General features: G+C 64.8%; 14 protein-coding genes. 6 read left to right on the top strand and 8 right to left on the bottom strand.

Translation table 11 applies throughout. The features are described 5' to 3' along the window. Positions 1–55: 55 nt before the first annotated feature. Entirely contained in the window at positions 56–262 is a 207-nt protein-coding gene (locus ACFQY2_RS03940) for a hypothetical protein (protein WP_378744331.1), read from the top strand. A gap of 61 nt (positions 263–323) precedes the next feature. Here the strand turns inward: ACFQY2_RS03940 and ACFQY2_RS03935 are convergent, their stop codons facing one another. Both ACFQY2_RS03935 and ACFQY2_RS03930 read right to left on the bottom strand, forming a co-directional pair. Continuing rightward, entirely contained in the window at positions 324–662 is a 339-nt protein-coding gene (locus ACFQY2_RS03935) for a DUF86 domain-containing protein (RefSeq protein ID WP_378744330.1), read from the bottom strand. Next, on the bottom strand, positions 659–1,117 hold the full coding sequence (locus ACFQY2_RS03930; RefSeq protein ID WP_378744328.1) for a nucleotidyltransferase domain-containing protein: 459 nt from the start codon (positions 1,115–1,117) through the stop codon (positions 659–661). The genes ACFQY2_RS03935 and ACFQY2_RS03930 overlap by 4 nt, the downstream gene beginning before the upstream one ends. Positions 1,118–1,357: 240 nt before the next feature. Here ACFQY2_RS03930 and ACFQY2_RS03925 point away from each other — a divergent pair, with 240 nt between their 5' ends. Both ACFQY2_RS03925 and ACFQY2_RS03920 read left to right on the top strand, forming a co-directional pair. Continuing rightward, entirely contained in the window at positions 1,358–2,203 is an 846-nt protein-coding gene (locus tag ACFQY2_RS03925) for a hypothetical protein (RefSeq protein WP_378744327.1), read from the top strand. Between the two features lie 153 nt (positions 2,204–2,356). Then, positions 2,357–3,598, top strand: coding sequence for a hypothetical protein (locus ACFQY2_RS03920; protein WP_378744326.1), 1,242 nt, complete (start codon positions 2,357–2,359; stop codon positions 3,596–3,598). 138 nt (positions 3,599–3,736) lie between these two features. On the opposite strand, the gene ACFQY2_RS03915 is transcribed toward ACFQY2_RS03920, so the two are convergent. After that, positions 3,737–4,918 (bottom strand): FAD-dependent oxidoreductase, encoded by a 1,182-nt coding sequence (locus tag ACFQY2_RS03915; RefSeq protein WP_378744325.1) that lies wholly within the window; start codon positions 4,916–4,918, stop codon positions 3,737–3,739. A gap of 146 nt (positions 4,919–5,064) precedes the next feature. On the opposite strand from ACFQY2_RS03915, the gene ACFQY2_RS03910 reads away from it, so the two are divergent. After that, complete coding sequence (locus tag ACFQY2_RS03910) at positions 5,065–6,684, top strand: hypothetical protein (protein ID WP_378744324.1); 1,620 nt, start codon at positions 5,065–5,067, stop codon at positions 6,682–6,684. A gap of 135 nt (positions 6,685–6,819) precedes the next feature. Here ACFQY2_RS03910 and ACFQY2_RS03905 read toward each other — a convergent pair whose 3' ends face one another. Beyond that, positions 6,820–7,131 carry a hypothetical protein gene (locus ACFQY2_RS03905; RefSeq protein ID WP_378744323.1) on the bottom strand — a complete coding sequence of 104 codons (312 nt, stop codon included), beginning with the start codon at positions 7,129–7,131 and terminating at the stop codon, positions 6,820–6,822. Continuing rightward, positions 7,128–8,192: a DNA cytosine methyltransferase gene (locus ACFQY2_RS03900; RefSeq protein WP_378744322.1), complete on the bottom strand. Its 1,065-nt coding sequence runs from the start codon at positions 8,190–8,192 to the stop codon at positions 7,128–7,130. The genes ACFQY2_RS03905 and ACFQY2_RS03900 overlap by 4 nt, the downstream gene beginning before the upstream one ends. 75 nt (positions 8,193–8,267) lie before the next feature. On the opposite strand from ACFQY2_RS03900, the gene ACFQY2_RS03895 reads away from it, so the two are divergent. Next, positions 8,268–8,807, top strand: coding sequence for a very short patch repair endonuclease (locus ACFQY2_RS03895; RefSeq protein WP_378744321.1), 540 nt, complete (start codon positions 8,268–8,270; stop codon positions 8,805–8,807). On the opposite strand, the gene drmB is transcribed toward ACFQY2_RS03895, so the two are convergent. The 3 genes from drmB to ACFQY2_RS03880 form a co-directional block, all read right to left on the bottom strand. Further along, positions 8,712–10,424: a DrmB family protein gene (gene drmB / locus ACFQY2_RS03890; RefSeq protein ID WP_378744320.1), complete on the bottom strand. Its 1,713-nt coding sequence runs from the start codon at positions 10,422–10,424 to the stop codon at positions 8,712–8,714. The two genes, ACFQY2_RS03895 and drmB, sit on opposite strands and share 96 nt — an antisense overlap. A gap of 61 nt (positions 10,425–10,485) precedes the next feature. After that, the gene (locus ACFQY2_RS03885; protein WP_378744319.1) at positions 10,486–13,656 is read right to left on the bottom strand and encodes a helicase-related protein; all 3,171 of its coding nucleotides are present in this window, start codon (positions 13,654–13,656) and stop codon (positions 10,486–10,488) included. After that, positions 13,653–18,287: a DEAD/DEAH box helicase gene (locus ACFQY2_RS03880; protein ID WP_378744318.1), complete on the bottom strand. Its 4,635-nt coding sequence runs from the start codon at positions 18,285–18,287 to the stop codon at positions 13,653–13,655. Before ACFQY2_RS03880 ends, ACFQY2_RS03885 begins: the two co-directional genes overlap by 4 nt. 265 nt (positions 18,288–18,552) lie before the next feature. Between ACFQY2_RS03880 and ACFQY2_RS03875 the strand changes: the two genes are divergently transcribed. Next, entirely contained in the window at positions 18,553–21,399 is a 2,847-nt protein-coding gene (locus ACFQY2_RS03875; RefSeq protein WP_378744317.1) for a helicase-related protein, read from the top strand. Position 21,400: the final 1 nt, after the last annotated feature.

The following is a 21,400-nucleotide window of genomic DNA, read 5'->3' as shown; positions in this document are numbered from 1 at the left end:
CGCGTGCCGGGTGCGGATGCGACGCTGATCCTCCATCCACGATTCGGAGGCCATCATGTCAGACCCCACACCGTTCCCCACCGACCCGCTCGACCCGGAGGGCACCGACCCCGACCTGAGCCAGGACGACGACTCGCGCGAGTCCGACGCAGACGACGAGGAGCGCCCGGACGACCGACCGCCCACGTTCGAGGAGCAGCAGCAGGACCGTACAGCTGCGGCGGAGCAGGACAGGGGTGAGGAGTACCCGCCCATCGCGTGAGCGGGGGTGCTTGGGCAGACGGAAGGCCCCGATGCCGTGTCCGGAGGGTTCGGCGCACCGATCAGGGACGCTGCGCGGCTTCCACCAGTTCCCGAAGCCGCGGAAAGCTCACCGTGACCGTGCGCCAGAGCAGCGCGGCATCAATGCGGTCGTAGTGGTGCACGACGAAGTCACGGGTTCGCGCGGCGGATGACCAGGTCGGGTGCGCGAAGCGGGCGGCCTCCGCTCGAACGAGGCGCTTGGCGAGATCGCCCACACGGTTGACGAGCGCTTCGAAGGCGAGTGGCAGGGCGGCGTCCTGCCGGTAGGCGTCGACGCCTCGCGCGGCGAGCAGCGTGGCTTCTTGGAGTGTGGACTCGAGATCGCTGAGCCAGCGGTGGATGCGTTCCTCGTCGTTCACAGGCGGACAGCTTCGTCGAGGATTCGCCGGTCGCGATCATCCAGGGAGTCGATGGAGACGACCGAGACCTGCACGTGCAGGATGGCCTCCAGGTCGAGCTCGAACTGAGCGATGTCGAACAGCGTGGCTTCTGCGGTCGGGGCGACCAGCAGATCGACATCGCTCCCGGTGGACTCGTCGCCTCGGGCGACGGACCCGTAGACGCGCACATCTTGGAGATGGGACGCCGCCGCGAGCTTTGCAATCACGTTCTTCAGCTCACGCAGCCGGGCCAGCCCGACTGATGCCGCGGCATCCGGTCGCGTCAGTTCGCGATACTCGCCGTAAGGGATCAAGGCCGCTTCGGGGCGTCGGTGGGAGCCGATCACGACGACCTCGACGTCGTTCTGCGTGCGGAAGTCGGCAAGCAGTCGGGAGAGCCCCGCCCGCGCCTCGGCAATCGGCATCACGTCCATAACTAACTCCTTGTACAGATAAGTGTACAGGTTCGTCCCCGGGGATGAGATGGAGGCAATGTCCGACCCCACCTCTACAGTGACTCCCAGCCGGTCCTCGCGGACCACGGAGCATCTCCCCCGAGCTCCGATCTTCCCGCCCCGAAAAGGCGGTAATCGGCGTGCGCGCAGACCGGCTCCCTACGGCATCCGTCGTGGGGCAGGCCGGTGCCCTACGCACCTACCCGAAGGGGAATCATCATGTCCGTACCCAACCCTCCCGCTGCCGCGCCGTCGCCGCAGCTCCCGCCGGCCGGCCCGCCGGTCGGCGCACCGCCGGTCGACAAGAAGAACAACATGCTCGCGCTGATCGCGATGATCGTCGCGATCGTCGGGTTCATCTTCGCGTGCATCCCCGGCGCACTGATCGTCGGGTGGATCCTGCTGCCGATCGCTTTCGTGCTCAGCATCGTGTCGCTGTTCCTGAAGGGCGACCGCAAGTGGATGGGCATCGTCGGTCTGATCGTGGCGGTCGTGGGGACGATCGTCGGTTTCATCGTGTTCTTCGCGGTGGTCGCCACCTCGTTCAACGACGCGTTCGGCAGCGGTGAGACGAACGTCTCGCAGCCCCTCGACGAGGGCGCGGATGCTGAGAAGGCCGCGGATAACGACGAGTCGGCGGACGCCGCCGGACAGGGCACGCGCGAGAACCCCTACCCGCTGGCGTCGACGATCAGCAGCAACGACTGGACCGTCGTGATCAACAGCGTCAACGCCGAGGGCAACGCCGTGGTCGCGGAGGCGAACCAGTTCAACGACAAGGCTCCGGCGGGGTCGCACTACGAGATCGTGACCTACACGGTCACGTACACCGGGGCCGACAAGGGTCTGGCCGCCGAGGTGCAGCTGGATGCCGTGACCAGCGCCGGCAATGTCGTGAGCAGCTTCGACAACCTCGTGGTGCTCACTGACAGCTTCGGCCTGGACGAGCTCTACAAGGGCGCGTCGGTCACCGGATCTGCGGCGTTCGCCGTGCCGGACGGCGACACGGTGCTGTACCGCGTGACGCCCGGGATGTTCGCCGACGAGGTGTTCGTCCAGCCGTAATCCGATGCTGGCCGGCGGCAGGGCTCTGGGATGGGGAACCAGAGTCCTGTCGTCTGCTAGCTGGACGGGCGCGGCTGGGCCGAACCCAGTCTGTGCGTACGATGACATCGTGGCGACGATTGCCACACCACTTCGGACTTCTATGGAGAAGCAATGAGCGACAAGACCCAGGCTGCGACGGACGTATCCGAAGACGAGTCCAAAGCCGCGCGAGCGCTCGGCATTCCTCCTGAGCTGGTCGCTGAGAAGGCCCGGGAGCTCGCAAAGGGCGACGGGTTCCAAGCCCAGATCTTCAAAGCGATCGCCGTACAGCGCCCCGTGGTGCTCGAGTATCTTCGGTCCGTCCGTCGCGACAAGCCCCATGCCTCGCCATCGGACCTGCTGAAGGAGCTCGACAGCCGGTACATCGCCACGGTCACGATCGCGAGCAGCGGTGTCGGGGCATCCGCGGCGATCCCAGGTCTCGGTATTCCGATCGCCCTAGGTCTTGGAGTCGCCGACCTCCTCTTCTTCTACGAGACGAGCGCCCTGTATGTGCTCGCGGTCGCCGAGCTGCACGGCATCCCGGTCGACGACCCGGAACGCGCCAAGCCCCTCGTCCTCGGAATGCTTCTTGGTCAGAAATCGCAGAGCGAGATCAGCAAAATGGTTCTCACAGCTTTCGGGGCAGGTGGCGTCGCCGCTGCCCGTGGCGCCGCCACTGGTTTCGCGGCCAGTTCAGCGAAGGGCGGATGGGGCGAGGTGCTCACCCAACAGCTGCCAGACTCGGCCCTTGCACCACTCACGATTGTCATCGGCCGTGAGGCGCTCAAGCTCGGCGGGAAGCTCGGTGCCAGCACCCTGGGCAAAGCTGTTCCGTTCGGGATCGGTGCTGTCATCGGCGGCGTCGGCAGCTTCACGTTCGGGCGCGATGTCGTCAAAGCATCGCGGACGGCATTCCCCGAGACACCACAGACGTTCCCGGGCTGGCTGCTTGAGTACGAGAAGCCCGAGCGATCGGTTGCTGAACCGTCTCGAGCCGCACTCGCGCTGGAGGCCGCCGCCGGCAATGCCAAAGACTTTGGCGAAAGCGTGTGGGGCAAGGTAAGCGCAGCTACCGAAGCGTTCCGGGCTGTCGATCTAGACGGAGATGGGATTCCGGACGAAGCTCGCGCCCTGACCGCCGTAAAGCGGGCTGGAAGCGGGATCGCAGGCACTGCCAATAAAGCCGCAGACGTCTTCCGATCCGTCGATCGCGACGGGGATGGAGTCGCCGACGAGGCTCAGGCACTCACCGCCGTGAAGGACGCGAGCAACGCTGTCGCATCTGCCGCGGGGACCGCGCGCGACAAGATGTCGTCCCTCTTCAAGAACCGGAAGAAGCCAACGCCAGACGACGCAGGTGCCACGGAGTGACAGCCACCTCCTGACATAAGTACGGGGCTTCGAGAGCCTGGCGAGGAGGTGTGCCAAGCCACCCGCCATGAGTCAGGGGAGGGCGCGCCTGAAACAGGCCCAGCCTGCTCTAGATCGCTTGTTCCCGCCTTCCACGGGTCACAGCTTTTCCGGCAGCGCCCCCAGCCCGACGAACCGTCCGGTGACGTGCGTGAGCCGCGGGTGGTCGCGCAGCATCCGCAGGACGAACGGCAGCGGAGCGTCCGGTGCGCGCTCGGCGATCAGCGGGCCCTGAAGCCGGCGCTGAACGAACTGAGTTATCCAGGTGGGCCAGTTGCGGCGCCGCTGCACGCGTCGCAGGTCGGCGGTGGTCGGGCTACCGTCGCGCAGTACCGTGCCCAGGATGCGCGCGGTGGCGACGGCATCCTGAATCGCGAGGTTGATGCCCACCCCACCTGCGGGTGACATCGCGTGGGCGGAGTCGCCGATGCAGAGCATCCCGTCGGTGAACCAGCGGCGCAGGCGCTCGAGGCGCACGCGCAACAAGTGCACGTCATCGACGGTGACCGTGCTGATGGCGGCGGCCATGCGCGGCGAGATCCGTGCGATGCGGTCCTTCATCGCGGCGAGGTCGGCGTCGGTGCCGTGCCAGGCGCTTGCGGGGATCACGTGGGCGATCTGGAAGAAGTCCCCGCGGTCGACCGTGATGATCAGTCCAGAGCCGGCCTGGATGAACGGGTAGCGCTCACCCTTGGTCTTGGCGACGCGGAACCAGAGCACGTCCATCGCCGAGGCCACGCCCGTCGGCGCGAACCCTGCCTCGCCACGGATGTCGGAGTCGCGGCCGGACGCGTCGACGACCAGACGTGCGCGGACGGTGACATCCCCGTCGGGCCTGGTTCCGGTGATTCCGACGATGCGGTCGCCGGCGCGGATCAGCCCGTCGACGCGCGTGGAACGCAGCAGGGTGAATTCCGGATGCTGCGCCGCGGCGTCTGCGATCAGGTCGAGGAAGTCCCACTGCGGCATGAAGGTCATGACCTTGCGGCGGGTGGGCAGGCGGGTAAAGTCCGCCAGCGTCAGCTCGGTGCCGTACCAGCTGAAGGTGACGCGGGGCATGTCGTCGTGCGGTCGGGTGAGGAACTCGTCGAGCAGGCCGAGCTCGGCGAGCAGGTCCTGCGTGGACGGGTGGATGGTGTCGCCCCGAAAGTCACGGAGGAAGTCGGCGTGCTTCTCGAGGACAGTGACCCGGATGCCGTGCCGCACCAGCGCGAGCGCCAGGACGAGACCGGCGGGGCCTCCACCGACGATCGCGCAGTCCGTGTCCAGCTCGAGCGTCATGGGTTAACGATGCGCCACCTGGGGTGAGATTGGGGAGCAATTGTCGGGCGCTCCGAAGCCCGCCACCGCAGTCCGCACCATCGGGCGAGGAGGCACCGACGTGCGAGACCAGTGTCCGCAGTGCAACGATGCGACACAATCAGAACGTGTCAGAGACCACCTATCTACGGCGACGACGTTCGCACCGGACCATCTATGTCGCGATCGCGATGGTGGCGACCTTGACGATCGCAGCGCTCGTCTATGCACACGAGAGCATCCGGGACTCCGACGGAGACGGGCTGGCCGACTCGGTCGAACGAACCGGATGGGCAACGGTTGACGGACAGATATTCCCCACGGACCCTCAAAGAAGCGATACCGATGGGGATGGGCTGACAGACGCCGAAGAAGCTGGTGAGCTGATTGCCCCACCAGACGGCAAGCGAACCTATGCTGCGGTGTCAAACCCCACGAAAGTGGACACGGACGCAGACGGCCTCGACGACCGATTCGAGCTATCCGGCTGGCGAAGCGATGACGGCCGACTGTTCGTCACGAAGCCGAAAGTTGCGGATAGCGATGGCGACGGTTTGCGTGATGGCGACGAAGCCGGTGTAGCGGTCAAAGACCACGTGAACGCGAAGTTCTTCGCCCTCTACTCGAATCCGCTCAAGCGGGACAGTGATGACGATGGGCTCACTGATGGGGAAGAAGCCGACGAGTCCCTGGACCCATTCCAGTCCGACACGGATAACGATGGTCTGACAGATTCGGAGGAGCTCCAAGTCATCGGTACGGCGGCAGGCCTTTCCGATACCGACGGTGACGGACTCGACGATGCGTATGAAGTCGCAAACAGGGAGAATCGCGGGCTTGACCCCCTCCGACCTGATACCAAGCTCGCTCCCGCCACGGTCGCGCTCGAACTCGCGAAAGGAGCACTCGGCGGCGAAGCCACGCCAGGTGATTCCGTCGCCTGGCTCACCGGAAACCTGGTGGCCGGGAGCACCAGCCTGGTACCGGGAGTCGGGTGGATCCCCGGCACTCTCGCCGACCTGCGGGACGCGATCGCATCGTCCATCCGCGCCGATTGGATAGGCGCTGGTTACAGCATGACCGGCATGATCCCTGCCGTAGGCGATACGGTCGCCGTCCCGCTCAAGATCGCCAGATTTCTGGTGAAGCACCCGAAGCTGGTGCGAGAGGTTTCCCAGATGATTGCGCGAGCCGACTGGATCCCAGAAGGCCTCAAGATCAAGGCACTCGCATCGCCTGCACCCGAGGCCTGGGATGCGCTGAGTCACTCAACGAGCGCAGTGACGCTGCTCACGCTCGCACAGGGCGGGGTGAACCTCAAGTCGTTGGCTGACGATATAGCTCGTGATAATCATCTGGACGGAACCCCGGCTCCGTTCGTGAACTCGCTTTCCGAAGCGGAGGCTGAACTCGATGTCATCATTGCGGCCGAGACAGTAGCTCCGCCGAGGACTGACGTGGTGTTCTCGACGAGGGACTGCGGGCAGGGCTGCAATCCTCTGATCCGCCAGATCGATGTCCTCGCCGCTGGAATCGCTCACGAAGCCAAGGTGGGCTACGTGGCAATGAGCCCGTCCACGGCCCGGCAGATCCGCTCCGACGCCTATCTCATTGAGTCCGGACAGGTTGATGGCGCGCAGTGGCACTTCTTTGCAAGCTCCGGCAACAATTCCGTCGGGGCGTCGACGGCGGTGCTCAGCTTGCTCGAGGAACTCGACATCAAGTACACGATCCACCTGCCGAGATGATGCTTGCATTCACTCCGAAGCTTTCACAACCTGTTCCATATGCACGGATCTCGGCCAGTTCACTCGAGCGCTCTGGTAACCACAAGCCGCGGCAGGATTGCCGGGCAACTGTCGGTGATTCGCAAGGATCCGGCGTTACTTCTTCTCGGCGCGTCCTCGCTCGGCGCCCACGGTCGACACGTCAACCGACCAACCGTCTTCCGAGAGTTCCCAGGCGCTACGACGATCACCGTGGACCGCCTTGAGCCGACCCGTATTGCGCAGATACTGCGCAGCCCACCTGATGTCGTATTGCCAGGTGTAGAAGAGTTCTCCTGACCCGCGCAGATCGGCCTCGTGCATCTGCCAGACGCGCTGGCACACCTGAACGATGGAGCCTGAGCCACCGAGCTGACGGAGAGCTTCGATGACCCAACCCTTCAGCGAGTGACGATCGATCGACGTCATGACAGAGCCGCCGCAATGTGTCGCCCGATGGCCGCACCGAGCTTGATCGGGACTGCGTTCCCGATCTGCCGCGCAATCGCGGTACGCGAGCCGGCGAAGCGATAGTCCACCGGGAACCCTTGAAGAACCGCGGCCTCATAGTGGGTGATCGCACGATCTGCCGTCGGGTGAAGGTAGCGCCCCTTCTCCGGCTTGAAGAATTCCGTCCGGATGGTCACCGAAGGCTTGTCGATATGCAGACGGCCCATGACATCCCCGGAACCGGACTTGTGCTTGCGCCAGCATGGTGCCAACAGGTCGTCCGGAAGGTCGAACCGGTTGCCGCCCTCCGGAATCTTCTTGAATCTCTTCACGGAGATATCGGCATAATTCCGTCCGATGTGCAGTTCGCGTGACGACCACCAGCCCCGATGCTCGCGGCCGTCGATCATGACACGGCGGTCGTCGAGCGCCTGCCCGACATCGTGCGGGATCCCGGCGAACACTTGCCCCACGTTCACGTGCGCTCCACGATGGGTCGGGGTCGGAAGTCCGATATCCGGCATGTCGCGCTGCCGGCCGATCAGGATCGCCCTCTTCCGCACCTGTGGCGCTCCGAAGTCAGCTGCGTTGAGGACGTCCCACTCGAATGTGTAGTCACTGAGGATTCCGCCCTTCTCAGTGACTCTGGTCAGATCTTCGAACTGCGGAGACTTCGCGAAAACGGCCACATTCTCGAGCACGAAGTACTTGGGCTTGGCTTGAATGATCGTCGCGGCGTATTCCTGCCACAAGGTGTTTCGTGAATCCTCGACGTCCTGCTTCCCGAGCGTCGAGAACCCCTGGCAGGGCGGACCACCGACGACGACGTCCACTGGGGGTACCTTCTCCTGCCCCAACCAGTCTTCGATTCCGCCCTGATAGGTGATCCCCTCGCCATGATTCAGCGCGAACGTCGCAGCCGCATCTCGATCCTTTTCGATGGCGCGAACGATCTCGAATCGAGGGGATGCCTCGTGCATCCCCTGACTGAGACCGCCTGCCCCGGCGAACAGATCGAGAACGGAGATCGGATTCCCCAACAGTGCCTCCTGGCCCCTCTACACCTACGGCGAACCGCGGCTTGATTTGATCTTATGACGTTGCAGGATGGACGGATGGAGACATCGCCGGCATCGGACAGATCCGCGTCCTGGGCAAGCAGCCCTGCCACGCGAGCCACGATGCGCGCGAACCATGGTCGAGACACCGGCCCGGAGCTGCGGGTCCGGCGCCTCGTGCATGCAGCCGGACTCCGGTACCGCGTGAATGCGCGGCCCGAGTCCGATGTGCGACGCACGGTCGACATGCTCTTCTCCACCTCGCGGGTGGTGGTACTGATCGACGGATGCTTCTGGCACGGATGCCCCGAACACCATCAGGCACCGAAAGCCAACGCGGATTTCTGGGCGAGCAAGATCGAGTTGAATCGCGTCCGGGATGCCCAGACCAATGGGATCCTCACCGACCGCGGATGGCTCGTGCTCCGCATCTGGGAGCACGAGATCCGGGCGAACGTCGATGACGTCGTCGCCCGGATCGTCGAAGCAGTACGTGCGCGCTCAGCCGGCGCGCTGGCCCAGAAGCGCGTCGAGGACAGGCCCGAAGAACCCGACGACCTTCTCCCCTCCGACGACGAACGTCCGGTCGAGCAGTAGGTTCGACGACTCGCAGGACGTCTCAGGCGCGAGACTGCACGCATGGCACGCTGCGAGGTTCAGGCCGTCGATACTCTGCGGCTCCGACTCCGAACACACCGGGTCGTTCGGACACCACGCGGCCTGCTCCAGAGCTCTGACGATGGCGGGAACCAGGCGATCGGGCTCCCCCTGACGCACAAGACCTCCGAGCGTGCCCTCGACGTCCGAGGTGGTCGTGTAGATGAAGATCCCGTAGTCGCCCTCTGCCTCGCAGTAGATGCGTTCTTTGAGGGACGCGGCCGTGTACCCGCTGTTGAACGCGAGTTCCCGCATCAACAGGTGCGCGAACGAGTGAAGGAGCACGTACTCAGCAGAGACGAGATGCAGACGCATCCCCAGGGCGGAATGATTCTGGTGTTCCAAGAGTGTCTTCTCGAGCGCTCGAACCGCCGATTGCGACGCCCAGGATTTGACGCTCTCCGCCTCGAACCGGATGAACACGCCTTCGCCGTACCCCTCCGCCGCGGGGAGCCAGGTTTTCTCGAATGGCTGGGTCGGTACGGCCGGGACGGCCGCTGCGTCCGGGGAATACCGTCGGAATCCTCTCACGGCCCGTACATCACGCAGCCGATCCACCAGGACCACGTCCTGAATCCTCGTGGCGATGCCGTCACTCGCATTCTGACCTCGCGGGTGCAGCTTCACCGGACGCGTCACGAAGTCCTGCATCGCGGTCTTGCCCGTCACTGCCCCCACGAAGGCCTCGAACTCCTCCGCCTGCAACGACTGCATGATCTCCCGTCGTTCGCCAGGTCCTTGGCTGCTGGCCGCCACAGCCTCGATCTCGGCCACCGGAATTCCCAGGTCGACGGAGATCTGCGCGATCAACGCGTCCCGCACGGTCGCCGCCACGGCATCGAGGCCGTCGAACAGCTTGTGGGCTCGGATCGCGTCTTCCTTCTCCGAACCGCGGCTCGGCACGGGAGGGATGTCGATCGCGCTCACGGAGTCGCTGAAATGGAGGCTGGTGGCACCACGCTGCTGCGCGTCCAAGGGCTTGCCGCATCCCGGCCAGTCACTCGACCAAGGTTGCGTTCCCTTGCAGGTGAACCCATCCTTGGCCAACACGTCCCGTCTCAGCTCGCCGAGAGACCGTCGAGCTCCACAGGTGTCACAAGAAACCTGCAGACTGCTCAGGCCGTCACCCGCACCTTCGAGGGTCCGGAAACGCAGCTTCTCGCCAGATGTGCACTCGCCCTCGGTTCCACGGTGCGCCCAGTCCCCCCAGGGGACATCACTGAGATGACTGTTCTCGGTACACACGAGAACGAAACGCATGGGCACCAGACGACCGTCACAGCCTGACTCCGCACAATGGGGAGCGCCACCGGTCTCAAGTTTCGTGGTCCATCGGATGAGTCTCCGACACACCTGACAGAAGAGCCAACCGGGGAACCTCACGAACTCGAGTCCCGGCACGGAGGCCTTCTCCGGCTCATGCGTGGTCGGGGCCGCCCAAAGTTCTTGAACTTGGAGCGCGGTGGCCAGACGATCAGCCTGCACCCGCTCCCGTACCTTCTGGGAAGGCCACCTGTCACCGGTCGGCACCATGAACGACTGGCCGAGGATGTCCACGATCGCGCCCGGACCGTACGGGGCGACCGTCTCCGAAGCCCGGATCGTCTTGACCTTCGACTCAGCCATTTCGCTCTCCCCTCGCCCGCACCTTGACTACTCGATCCACATTCCTCATGGAGTTCATCACCGGCCAGCCCGAACCCGGCTCCGTGAATTGCCGCAGCAGTCGTTCCTCCGGGTCTTTCGACGAGTAGACCAGCGACTTACCCGCCTTCGCCGCCCGTTCGCGTGCTTCGACCCAGTCCAGGACGGCATCGTCGATCTCCCGCCCCACGTCTTGAGCCTCACCCTTGTCGGCATGGCCGACGTGTCGCTTCAGCAATTCGACGGCCTTCCTCACACCGGCGGAGTCAGGATCGAAGTACGCGGCATCCGCGTTGCCGTTCCGGCCGACTCCGTGTCGCACCAGGATCACCAGGGCCGCATGGAGCGCTCGTCGACGTGCCTGCAGCGACCACGGAGTGACGCTCGACGGCTCGACGAACCTGTAATACGCACCGTGGTACGCACCGAACGACTCGAACACCGAGCGATCCCTGGGCTTACCCGAACGGAACATGGTGACCACGAGCCCCGGCGTCTTGCCACGGCCGACGCGCGATGTCGCCTGGATGTACTCGGCTGTCGTCTTTGTGTGGCCGTTCACCAGCATGACGCCGAGGCGTTGCACGTCGATGCCGACAGACATGATGTTGGTCGTTGCAAGGGCGTCGATCACGTCGGAGTGTTCAGGTCCGCGTTCCAGACGTTGGAGCAACCGAATGAGCTCGTCGGACGGTACGTTTCCGTTGAGCTCCTCGACGCCTTCGGGCCCGAGCACTCGGGTCGGCCGCTCACCCCCGGCCCGACGGGCGAGATTGCTCTGCACGTCGTCTCGCAGGATCGTCACGGTGCGCCCGAGTTCACGGAGGCTGTTGTGATAGACGGCCAAGGTCCAGTACCGATCCTTGGCCTCTCCTGCGAGCTCCAGCGCGACAGGTGCGTCGAGAAGTTCCGTGGCGATCTGTCCGATCGACCAGGACGGCGTGTGCGCCTGGGGCATGATCCCCAGATACAACCGTCCGGCGGCATCCGGATCCGGCTCGGAGAAGTGGTTGTCCTCCGCACTCAAGCCGGCTGGAGGGAACGCGTCCACCTCCTTGGCCATGAGACCGCTGACCTGTTCCCGCGACGCGCGAGTGGTCGCAGTCGACGCGACGGTCTTCGGCGGCGTCCCGTTCCATCGCAGGAGAGCGCCGATGGCCGCCTCGTACACACCGACGATCGTGCCGAGTGGCCCTGACAGCAGGTGGAGCTCGTCCTGGATGACCAGAGACGGAGCGTCGCAGACGCTGTCGATCCCGAACAGTCGTGAGCCGTCCGATATCCAGGCCAGTCGCGCCAGCTTGTCCACTGTGGCGACGAGCATGGTCGGCGGATTCGCATAGATCCCTTCGTCGACGACCTGCACAGGAAGCGTGTTCGAGAAGGGACAGTCGTCGTCAGGACAGAAGAACTCGAATCCGTAGGCACTGGCGTTGACCCCGTACTTGCGGTCCTTGCCCGACTTGTACTTGGGCATGATCGACTGTGAACACCACGGGCAGACGAGCAGTTGGAACGGGTTGTCGGGCGAGTTCTGCTGCTTCACCTCGCGCAGCTGCTTCTCCGCCTCCTTGTACGTTCCGGGCGTCGTGGTGTTACCCAGCCAGAGTCCGATCGAGAACTCCGGCGCGCCATCGAGGCGCTCGTCGTCCTCGCGCATGAGTTCGAGCGCGCAGATGAGGGTCGCCGCCCGCTGGAACTGTTGAGCGGTCAGCAGTCGCATCGTGTATCTGGTGAGGACCGCCAGACCGCCGCCCTTGTGTCCACGCGCCAGGCGGCGCCGGATCATCTCGATCGCCGCCAGTCCGAGGTACGCCTCGGTCTTTCCCCCGCCCGTGGGGAACCAGATCAGATCGACCAGATCACGATCCGCATGGCTGTCGTTCACGGTTGAGGCGAGTGAGCTGAGGATGAAACCCAGCTGGAACGGGCGCCACGTCGGCTCATCCGCTCCCTTGTCCTCGAACAACCTCTTGCCGTACCGCGTCTCCTTGGCGATCAGATTCCGTTGACGGAGCATCTGCCATCGCATCGCGGTGTTCGCCATCCTGAACGCCTGCCGAACCTGCGAATCCTCGCCGAGGAGACGAATCCCCTCTTCGATTCGCTCGAGTGCCCGGCGTTGGCGCTCGACGATCTCCCCTGCGAGCTCGGCATTCGAGCCGTCCAGAAGATCCGCCTCGGTCTGCTGAGTGGCGATCCAGTCGGCGTACTCGCGCGCGATCGACGTCAGCCCACCGACCAATTCGGGAACAGGCACATCGTCGTCTGCGAGCCAGCGCATCTGCACCGCATCCCCTGCACCGAGTTTCGCGCGGATCGCGCTGACCTCGGTCTGCGGGATCGTCGTGGTCGTCACCGTGATCGGAGACGTCTCGGGTCCCCACTCGACCGCCACTCCATGTCCGACCGCGAACGACGGGGTGTCTCGATAACGGAACGCAAGCTCGCGGTCGTCCTTCGACGCATGCACGCCGGTCTGCGGATACGGAAGGAGGCCGGTCTCGTCGGAACAGGAGAGCTCGACCTGGAACAGACAGAGTTCCGGATGCCGCTTCGCCTCCCCGGCCCCGACCTCCTCCCCGTTCGAGATCGCCACAGTGGTCAGCCATCGCCCGTGGTGTCGACGTGAACGCCACGAGAGGGTGGCACGGTTCTCCAGGACGCGCATCTCGCCACCGGCACCCACCTCGAAGAACTCCTCCGACGTGATCGGTCGCCGACGCCACTCCTCATCAGACTCGTTCTCGTAGACACCCGCCGACAACTCGACCTTGAGTGACGAGCCGCCGTGCAGAAAAGACACCCCGAGAGAGGCCGGCGCCCAGCCGAACGCACCGGTCAGATTGATGCCTGGATCCTCACCGCCGAGCTCATCGGGCTCGGTCTCCTGGTCGTCGAGGTCTCCACCGATCAAGTCCTCGACCTCATCGATCTCCGGTGGTGGTGTGGCGCCCTTCTCCACGGGATAGAGGGTCCCCACGAGATACGCGTAGACGGGGTTGCGCTTCAGCACCTCGTCAGGCCCGCCGAGAGGGCCGAGCCACCGACGTCGCACTTCGGTGACCACCGCGTTCCGACCTTCTCGCGCATCGGTGATGGTAGGCGACGTGTCCGCTGTAGCTGCGGTGTCGAGTTCAGTCATGCTTTGCTCCACAGATAGTCGAATTCGTTGTAGGCGAGGTCCTCGCCGAACTGCTCGAAGGTGTCCTCGACGTTCACGATCAGGCATCGCTCGGTGCCGCCGTTCGCCGGACCCCGAAGGCCACGTCCGACCATCTGCAGGTATCGATTCGGGCTGAACGTCGGACGCGCGATGTACAGCGCCCTCACTCTCGGAGCATCGAACCCCTGCGTGAGCAGATCGCAGTTCACGAGCACCTGGGTCTCGCCGGACTTGAACTGCTCCACGACCCGCCGTCGCTGCTGTCGACGCATGCCTCCGTCGACGGAATCCGCACGCACGCCTTCCAACCTCAGCAACGCCGCGATGGTGTGCGCCGAGGCGACGGATGCGGCGAACACCAGAATGGGCCAGCTCGTGTCCTGCTCCTTGATGTGCTCCACGACGTTCAGAGTGCGTCGCATGTCCTGCCCGATCACGGCGAGCATGCCGGGAGTCACTTCCTTCATCTTTCGGAACTCTGCGTCCTGCTGGCCGACGCCGACTTCGACACCGTCCAGCACCTGATAATCGACCTCCGAGAGGACGTTCCACGATCTCAACTGTCCGATCGGGTCCTCCGGATCGAGAGACTCGAGCCGGTTCTCTCCGAATCGTTGAGCGAACAGACGATTGATCTCGTCGTTGCGTCCACGGAACGGCGTGGCGGTGAGCCCGAGCAGGGGCCGCTCGGTCTTCCGAGAGGTGAGGCCGAGCAACTGCAGGATCTCTGTGTAGGACTTGGACAGCGCCGTATGGGCTTCGTCGATCACCACGATCCCAGGGTCCGTCAGCCACTCGTACTGCGGGTCGCCGAGACGTCGGACGAGTGTCGCATCGATGGCTACGACGACGTGCAACTCCTCATCGGACTCATCCAGCTGGTATCCACCCCAGAATCTGCTGATGTCGAGTGCTCGCTCGTCACCGAGCCACCGCCATACCTCGGTGAACGAATGGATCGCCTGCTCACACAGTTCCTCACTCTGCGCGATCCACAGCAGCGGGGATCGGACCTCACCGGACTTCATCAGCAGGAGCAGTGCTTCGACCGTGACTCTGGTCTTACCCGCGCCTGTGGGCAGATAGAGCAGACCGCGTCTGGCCTCTGAATCCTCCGCGGCCACGAGGGCAGTGATCTTGCCCGCGACTTCGCGCTGATATTCGTGGAGCGGATTCAACGTCAGCTGCCCCTGCACATGGCTCACGGGCATGGGCCTACTCTCACGCGTGCCCGCGAAGAGGGTGTCGAATCCCAGATTCTTCACCGCCATCTGAGCGGCAGGTGAGCCGTCCCACCGCTCTGGAACCGGAACACCACGCGACCGAAGTACGTCTCGGAGCTCACGAACCGCATCCTGACCGTGCACCCGGAGGAACAACTCTGCGACTGCTCGGTCGTCAAGATCCCCGGTGTTGGATTCGACAGCGTCAAGCAGTCCGTCGGGCAAGGCCGCGCGAAGCTCGTCCGCACCGACCAGGATCAGCAGCCGCTGCTCGTCGTTTCGGGCGGCACGTGCCGAAGCGATGAGTTCGCTCTGGCGAAGTCTCTCGTCATCGCGCAGGACCGCACGCACGTCATCGGCGGTGAGACCGAGACCCAGTTCCATGGAGATCATCGCGAGAGCGGTGTCGATCTCCAGGGAGGCGTCGACGACCACGGCTCGTTCCTGCCGAGTCGACCGCAACCGCTTCTTCTTCACTCCGCGGCCGCTCTGAAGGACGCGGCGGATCGAGCCGGCGCGAGCCACGGTCACCTTGTTCAGGGGCTCAATGACATGGCTCTGCAGACTCGGATGGATGTCAAGAATCGGGACGGCGTCGGTTGCACCGACGATCTCGACCGAGTGGTGAAGCGCGTCTTCAGCGGAGGGCAGCCCCCAGCTGTCCATGAGCTGAGTATCGCCGGTCAGCACGGGGATATAGGCGACGCCCGCCTCATCAAGATCAGCGATCTCCTCCGCTTCGAAAACGACGGCGACTTCGCTGCGCGGCGTGAGGACGACGGTGCCGTTGGTGACAGCCGGGATCCGCTCCGGAGCCGAAAGGCCGACCCTGGCCGCGCAGGCAGTGACCAGCTCGGCGAACTCGTCCGGCTGAGTCAGCGGATACCCTTCCTTCTTGAGGAAGGCAGCGAGCATTTCCGTCGGCACAGACGTGAGTTCCTTCGGCAGGGGGAGCCCCACCACGACATCAGAGCTCGCAACCGGAAGGAACGCCGCGAATCGACGGAGAGCGGTGGAGACCGCGTCGTTCACCCGGTGTGCGCCGTCCGAGGTCTGAATGAGGCCCCGTGAGCGAACCGCCCACCACTCCATGGTCGACACACGGATCTCGGCCTTACCCGCACGAGTGTGGACGTCGAGAATGAACTCGGTGCTGCCCATGTGCGCCAGCACCGCCTGCGTCCAGGAGATTCGGTCCTGTTCGGTCAGATCCTCGGCCAGCAGGTCAAGCGGACCGACGCCGCGCATGTCTGGGATGACGAGCCGCGTCGCTGTGAGCCCCGAGTTCGCAAGGTGGCGAGTCACGACGTCTTCGATCGTCGCGACGTACTCGTCGCGAAGACCGTCGTGCCAGAGTTCGCGGTCACGTTGCGGAGAATCGACCGCCCCCGCCGCCATCCGAACGGACAGGTTGGGCACAAGTGCGGCATCGATCTGACGAGTCGGCACGTTGCGGGCGATCCTGCCATCAGCGATGAGGTCCTCCGCAGCCCGCCAGGTTCCGGCCTCGGTGCGCATCAGAATACGGATGCCCCGTTCGCGAATGCCTTGGACCGCACCCACCGCCACAGACGGGGTCGCAGCGTTCAGACCGTTCCAGAGCCGCTCCCACTCGAGCTCGCCCCATCGGTCCGTCGCCGATGCCGCGAGGGCGGATGCCGCTTCGTCACTGGAGACTCCACGAAATCCGAACTCGCGAAGGAGATCGCCTGCCGCTTCGGCGACATCTGCCCGGACGATATCGACGCCCGCGGGAACCGCCGCACCGCTGACGGGCAGCAGAACGGTGTCCTTCTGGTCGGCACGCGCCCAGCCCCCGCCTTCAAGGGGGAGCACAGGTGCCAGGCTCGCCGCCGTGTAGACCTGGGGAGAGGTTCGACGAAGGTCCTCGAGGATTCGGAACGCCGCGACAGGGCCCTCGATACCGGGGCCTCCGACCAGTTCGCTGAGCCAAGCAGAAACTCCGGATTCCTGCGGGCTTCGGTCGTCCTCGCTCCCTCCGAGCAATGCTCTCAACCGCGATCTCCGTGTCGCGCTCGTGAAGCACCTGGCGTGCGGCATGGTCTCTCTCGGCGCGTTCGCCTGCCAGATCTCCGCCGCAGTGACGGTGAGAGGGCTCTTCTCGATGTCGGGGACGCCTCGGAAATACGTCGGCACTTTGAGGTCACCCACGACATTCGGAATGAGTGCACGGCTCTTGGCCCGGCATGGGATCTCGACCGACAGAAATGCGTCGGCGGCACTGCGGATCTCTTTACCCCGGCCTGGGAAGAGTTCGAGATGCGCACCGGGATCCGCCTCGGTCGATGCGCGTGCGACGACATCGAGGAAGAGCTCCGCACTGACCTCCAGCATCGCCGCGTTGAGTTTGGATCCGACGATCAGTGACGTCCGATCGTCGTTGACCTGCCAGGGCGCGTTGAAGAGGCCGCTGGCGGTCGTCTCATCACGAAGCGGGAACCAGGCCCACATCTGTCCCGGCGTCGCCCGCCCTTCCGGGCGCACCGCGTACGACACCGTCATGGACTGTCGCAATGCGGTTTCCGGCAGTGTCGATGACACATCGATCGTCGGCTCGTACTCGCGCTCCGCGTACAGCCAACGAGTCCGCTTTCCGTCCGGATCGACGATGGCGACCTCGCCGTCGTCCAGCTGCCCCTCGCGACGGAAGTCTCTCGAGACGGCCGCGGTCCCCGGACGCCCCTGCAGCGTGATCCTCAAGCGGTCGAGGCCCTTGAGGAAGAGCAACGTCTCCGGAGCGAACTCGTGGAGTTCCTGCCTGAGCCGCGATCCCTCGCGAGTGAGGGGGAGCTTGACGATGGTGGTCGCCCAGCCCATCATCTCGGCGAGATTCGCGTCCTCCCTGCGTGCCTCTTCCACGTCGATGACGCTGGGGACTCGAAGCAGCGGATAACGTCCGCCCGCAGAAGGAACGCCCTCGAACAGCTCGGCGGTCTCGGGTGCGTTGAACGCGAAGCTCACGGAACGACTGAAGATCTGCGGGTGGTCGGTCACGCCGAGGACGGACTTGAACCCGAGCCCGAATCGGCCGATCTCGTCGCCGCGCTTGCCGCTCAGGAAGGCGTAGGTGACGGCCGTGATGCCGGCCTCGTCGAACGCTGCTCCCTCGTTCGCGCAGTAGAGCGCCCCGTCGGCGAGCCTGAACTCGATCATCCCGGAGCCGCCTCCGGCTCCGAGTGCGTCGACGGCGTTCTGGAGGAGTTCCGGAATCTGCCGTGTCCCGTAGCCACCCGTGCGGAAGCTGTCCTCCTGCCGCACGTGTTCGACCAGCAGGTTGTGATCGACTTCATATGTGCTGAGAGCGCGCGACTGCCTCTCTGTGATGTATTCCTGCAGCGCAGTGTCCATAAGCTCCGGCCAGCTCATCGCAAAACCTCTTCCTGTCGTCAGCGACCTTGTGGCCACGCCGAGACAAGTGCTCAGCCGACTGACGTTAGTGAGACCCTCGGACATCCCCCTCGAATGTCCCTCTGGGGGTCATTATGGCCGAGGGGTATCACCGTTGCGAGAGGCGAGGGTGCGGCGTGCCGAACCCCTCGAGATCCATGCATCCGAATCCACAGACCTCACTCGCTCGATACGATGACCGAGGAGCCACCCCCGGGCTCCACTGAAGATGGAGGACGCTGTCGTGTCGATCTCGAATGAGGCCGTGCGCACACCACTGAATGTCGCCCCCGGGTCGCTCGTCACCGTCCGCGATGCGGACTGGCTCGTCACCAAGGTCGACAACACGCAGGACGGCCTGCTCGTGGAGGTCACCGGCATCTCCGAGCTCGTCCGCGACACGCGTGCGGCGTTCTACGAGGGGCTGGACGAGATCGTCCCGCTTGACCCGCGTGCAGCCGAGCTTCGCGCCGACACGTCGGCGGGCTACCGCCAGACTCGCCTGTGGTTGGAATCCACCCTCCGTCGCACGCCCCTTCCTCTGGGAGACGGTGCTCTCTCCGTCTCCACGCGCGTGCTCACGGACACCCTCGGTTATCAGCGCAGTGCCGTGCGCAAGGCGCTGAGCTCCGAGCAGCTCCGACCGCGAGTCCTCCTCGCCGACACCGTCGGTCTGGGCAAGACCATCGAGATCGGGATGATCCTCTCCGAGCTCGTACGCAGAGGACGCGGCGAGCGCATCCTCATCGTGACGCCCAAGCACGTTCTCGAGCAGATGCAGTTCGAGATGTGGACGCGGTTCGCGCTGCCGTTCGTTCGCCTCGACTCGGTCGGAATCCAGCGCGTGCGTCAGAAGCTGCCGGCCACCCGCAACCCGTTCAGCCTGTACAAACGAGCGATCATCTCGGTCGACACGCTCAAACAGGACCGCTACCTGAATCATCTGCGCCGTCAGCAATGGGATGCCGTCGTCATCGACGAGTCGCACAACCTCACCGGGACCACCAAGAACAACGCGCTCGCTCGCGTTCTGGCGCCGAACACCGAGGCACTCATCCTGGCGTCTGCGACGCCGCACAACGGCCGCAAGGAATCGTTCGCCGAGCTGATCCGACTGCTCGAGCCCTCCGCGGTGTCGCCGGACGGTGACGTCGACCCGCAGGCGCTCGATCGTCTGGTGATCCGACGACACCGGTACTCGGATGAGGTCAAGCGTGAGGTAGGCGATCAGTGGGCCGAGCGCAAGGAACTGCAGCATCTCGTGGTCGCCGCTTCACCGGCGGAGGATGCCGTCGCCGACGAACTCGCTGACGTCTGGCTCTACCCACAGGTGAGCAGCCCGTACTCGGGCGCCAACAAGGGCCTCTTCCCCTGGACGCTCGCGAAGGCGTACCTCTCCAGCCCGCCCGCTCTGTTGGAGTCCGTACGGAACCGCATCCGCACGATCGGCGACACGAGAACCCTCGAAGAGGATCGCGAGCTGGATGCGCTGCGGCGTCTGGAAGCGCTCGCGAAGGACAGCACCGAAGGTGAGTCCGCCAAGTTGTCGAAGCTCATCGAGTACCTGAAGCAGATCGGCATCGCGCGCACTTCGACCGAGCGGGTGGTCATCTTCTCCGAGCGGGTGGCGACGCTCCATTGGCTGCAGGAGCGAGTCCGTGCTGCGCTGAAGCTCAAGGACGAGCAGGTCGAGGTGCTCCACGGAGGTCTGTCCGATATCGAGCAGCAGGCTGTCGTGGAGTCTTTCAAGCAGTCCTCGTCTCCGATCCGCGTACTGATCACCGGCGACATCGCCTCCGAAGGCGTGAACCTGCACTCCCAGTGCCACGAGCTCATCCATTTCGACATCCCGTGGAGCCTCATCCGTATCGAGCAGCGCAACGGTCGTATCGATCGATACGGCCAACAGCATCCGCCGCAGATCACCACGCTGCTGCTCAGCCCCTCGAACGACCGGTTCTCGGGAGACATGCGCGTTCTGCAGCGCCTGGTGGAGCGTGAGAACGAGGCCCACGGCGCGCTGGGCGACGCCGCTGTCCTGATGGGCGCGTACAGCGTCGCCGCCGAGGAGAAGGCCATCGAACAGGCACTGATGAAGGGCTCATCGATCGACGAGGTCGTTCCCGGGGTCGACAGCTTCGCGGACGACGCGGACGACCCGTGGCGATCGTTCCTGCAGTCGTTCACGTCGACAGAATCCACCGAGTCGGTCCCGACGCCTGATGAAGTCGGCAGTACGGGACTCTTCGAGTCGGATGCGGGCTACCTCCAGTCGGCGCTGCATGAGGTCTTCGAGACCCCGGCCGCTTCACACTCGGCCGGCGGTGTGGAGTGGGTGAATCACACCGGCTACGGTCTTGTCGAGCTCAGCCCGACGGATGATCTGAAGCAGCGGCTGACTGTCCTTCCGCAGAGCTACCTCCAGGAACGCAAGGTGCTCGCGGACATGAAGCTCGCCACGACCGAGGCCCAGGCGAAGGCATCACTCAAGGACGCGAGAGATGACACGTCCAATCGCCTCGGGCTTTGGCCGGAGACACACTATCTCGGCCCGCTCCACCCGGTGCTCGATTGGGCGGGCGACCGGGTTCTCGCCAAACTCGGCCGCAACGAGGTCTTCGTCGTCCGCGGCGATGTGCCCGCCCCGACGGTGCTCCTGCTCGGCACCCTCAGCAACGCTCGCGGTCAGGTGATCGCGACGAGTTTCGTGACCGTCGCCGGTGGGATGATCCGTCCGTACGCGAGCGCTCGCGACGCCCTGGCCGACCTCGGCATCACGGCCGTCAAGACGAACCCAGGGGCTGTCGAAGACGTGAGCTCGCTGCAGGCTCTCATTCCACAGGCCGTCGATCGAGCGACCGCCCATCTTGAGATGACCACCACGGCGGCGGCCGATGACGCCCGCCGCAGGGTGCAGGCCTGGTCCGAGCGCGTGGACGCGTGGATCGAGTCCTCCGGCGATCTCGTCCAACGAGCTGACCTGAGGGGCCGCCGTTCCGCGGTTCAGGAGGAAGAGCTCACGGCGCGCTCGATGCTCCCGTCCCGACACCTCGCCCGTCCCCTGCTCGTCATCGTTCCTGAGGAGGCCTGAT

The sequence above is a fragment of the Microbacterium sp. GCM10027623 genome, from assembly GCF_042666935.1.
GTDB lineage: Bacteria > Actinomycetota > Actinomycetes > Actinomycetales > Microbacteriaceae > Microbacterium.
This window is presented reverse-complemented; position numbering and strand designations above follow the sequence as displayed.

Bases quoted from the DNA above. Each gene is read 5' to 3' on its own strand.
- ACFQY2_RS03905 (WP_378744323.1), bottom strand. From the start codon at position 7,131: ATGACGTCGATCGATCGTCACTCGCTGAAGGGTTGGGTCATCGAAGCT.
- ACFQY2_RS03925 (WP_378744327.1), top strand. From the start codon at position 1,358: ATGTCCGTACCCAACCCTCCCGCTGCCGCGCCGTCGCCGCAGCTCCCG.
- ACFQY2_RS03880 (WP_378744318.1), bottom strand. From the start codon at position 18,287: ATGAGCTGGCCGGAGCTTATGGACACTGCGCTGCAGGAATACATCACA.
- ACFQY2_RS03885 (WP_378744319.1), bottom strand. From the start codon at position 13,656: ATGACTGAACTCGACACCGCAGCTACAGCGGACACGTCGCCTACCATC.
- ACFQY2_RS03920 (WP_378744326.1), top strand. From the start codon at position 2,357: ATGAGCGACAAGACCCAGGCTGCGACGGACGTATCCGAAGACGAGTCC.
- ACFQY2_RS03895 (WP_378744321.1), top strand. From the start codon at position 8,268: ATGGAGACATCGCCGGCATCGGACAGATCCGCGTCCTGGGCAAGCAGC.
- ACFQY2_RS03940 (WP_378744331.1), top strand. From the start codon at position 56: ATGTCAGACCCCACACCGTTCCCCACCGACCCGCTCGACCCGGAGGGC.
- ACFQY2_RS03930 (WP_378744328.1), bottom strand. From the start codon at position 1,117: ATGGACGTGATGCCGATTGCCGAGGCGCGGGCGGGGCTCTCCCGACTG.
- ACFQY2_RS03915 (WP_378744325.1), bottom strand. From the start codon at position 4,918: ATGACGCTCGAGCTGGACACGGACTGCGCGATCGTCGGTGGAGGCCCC.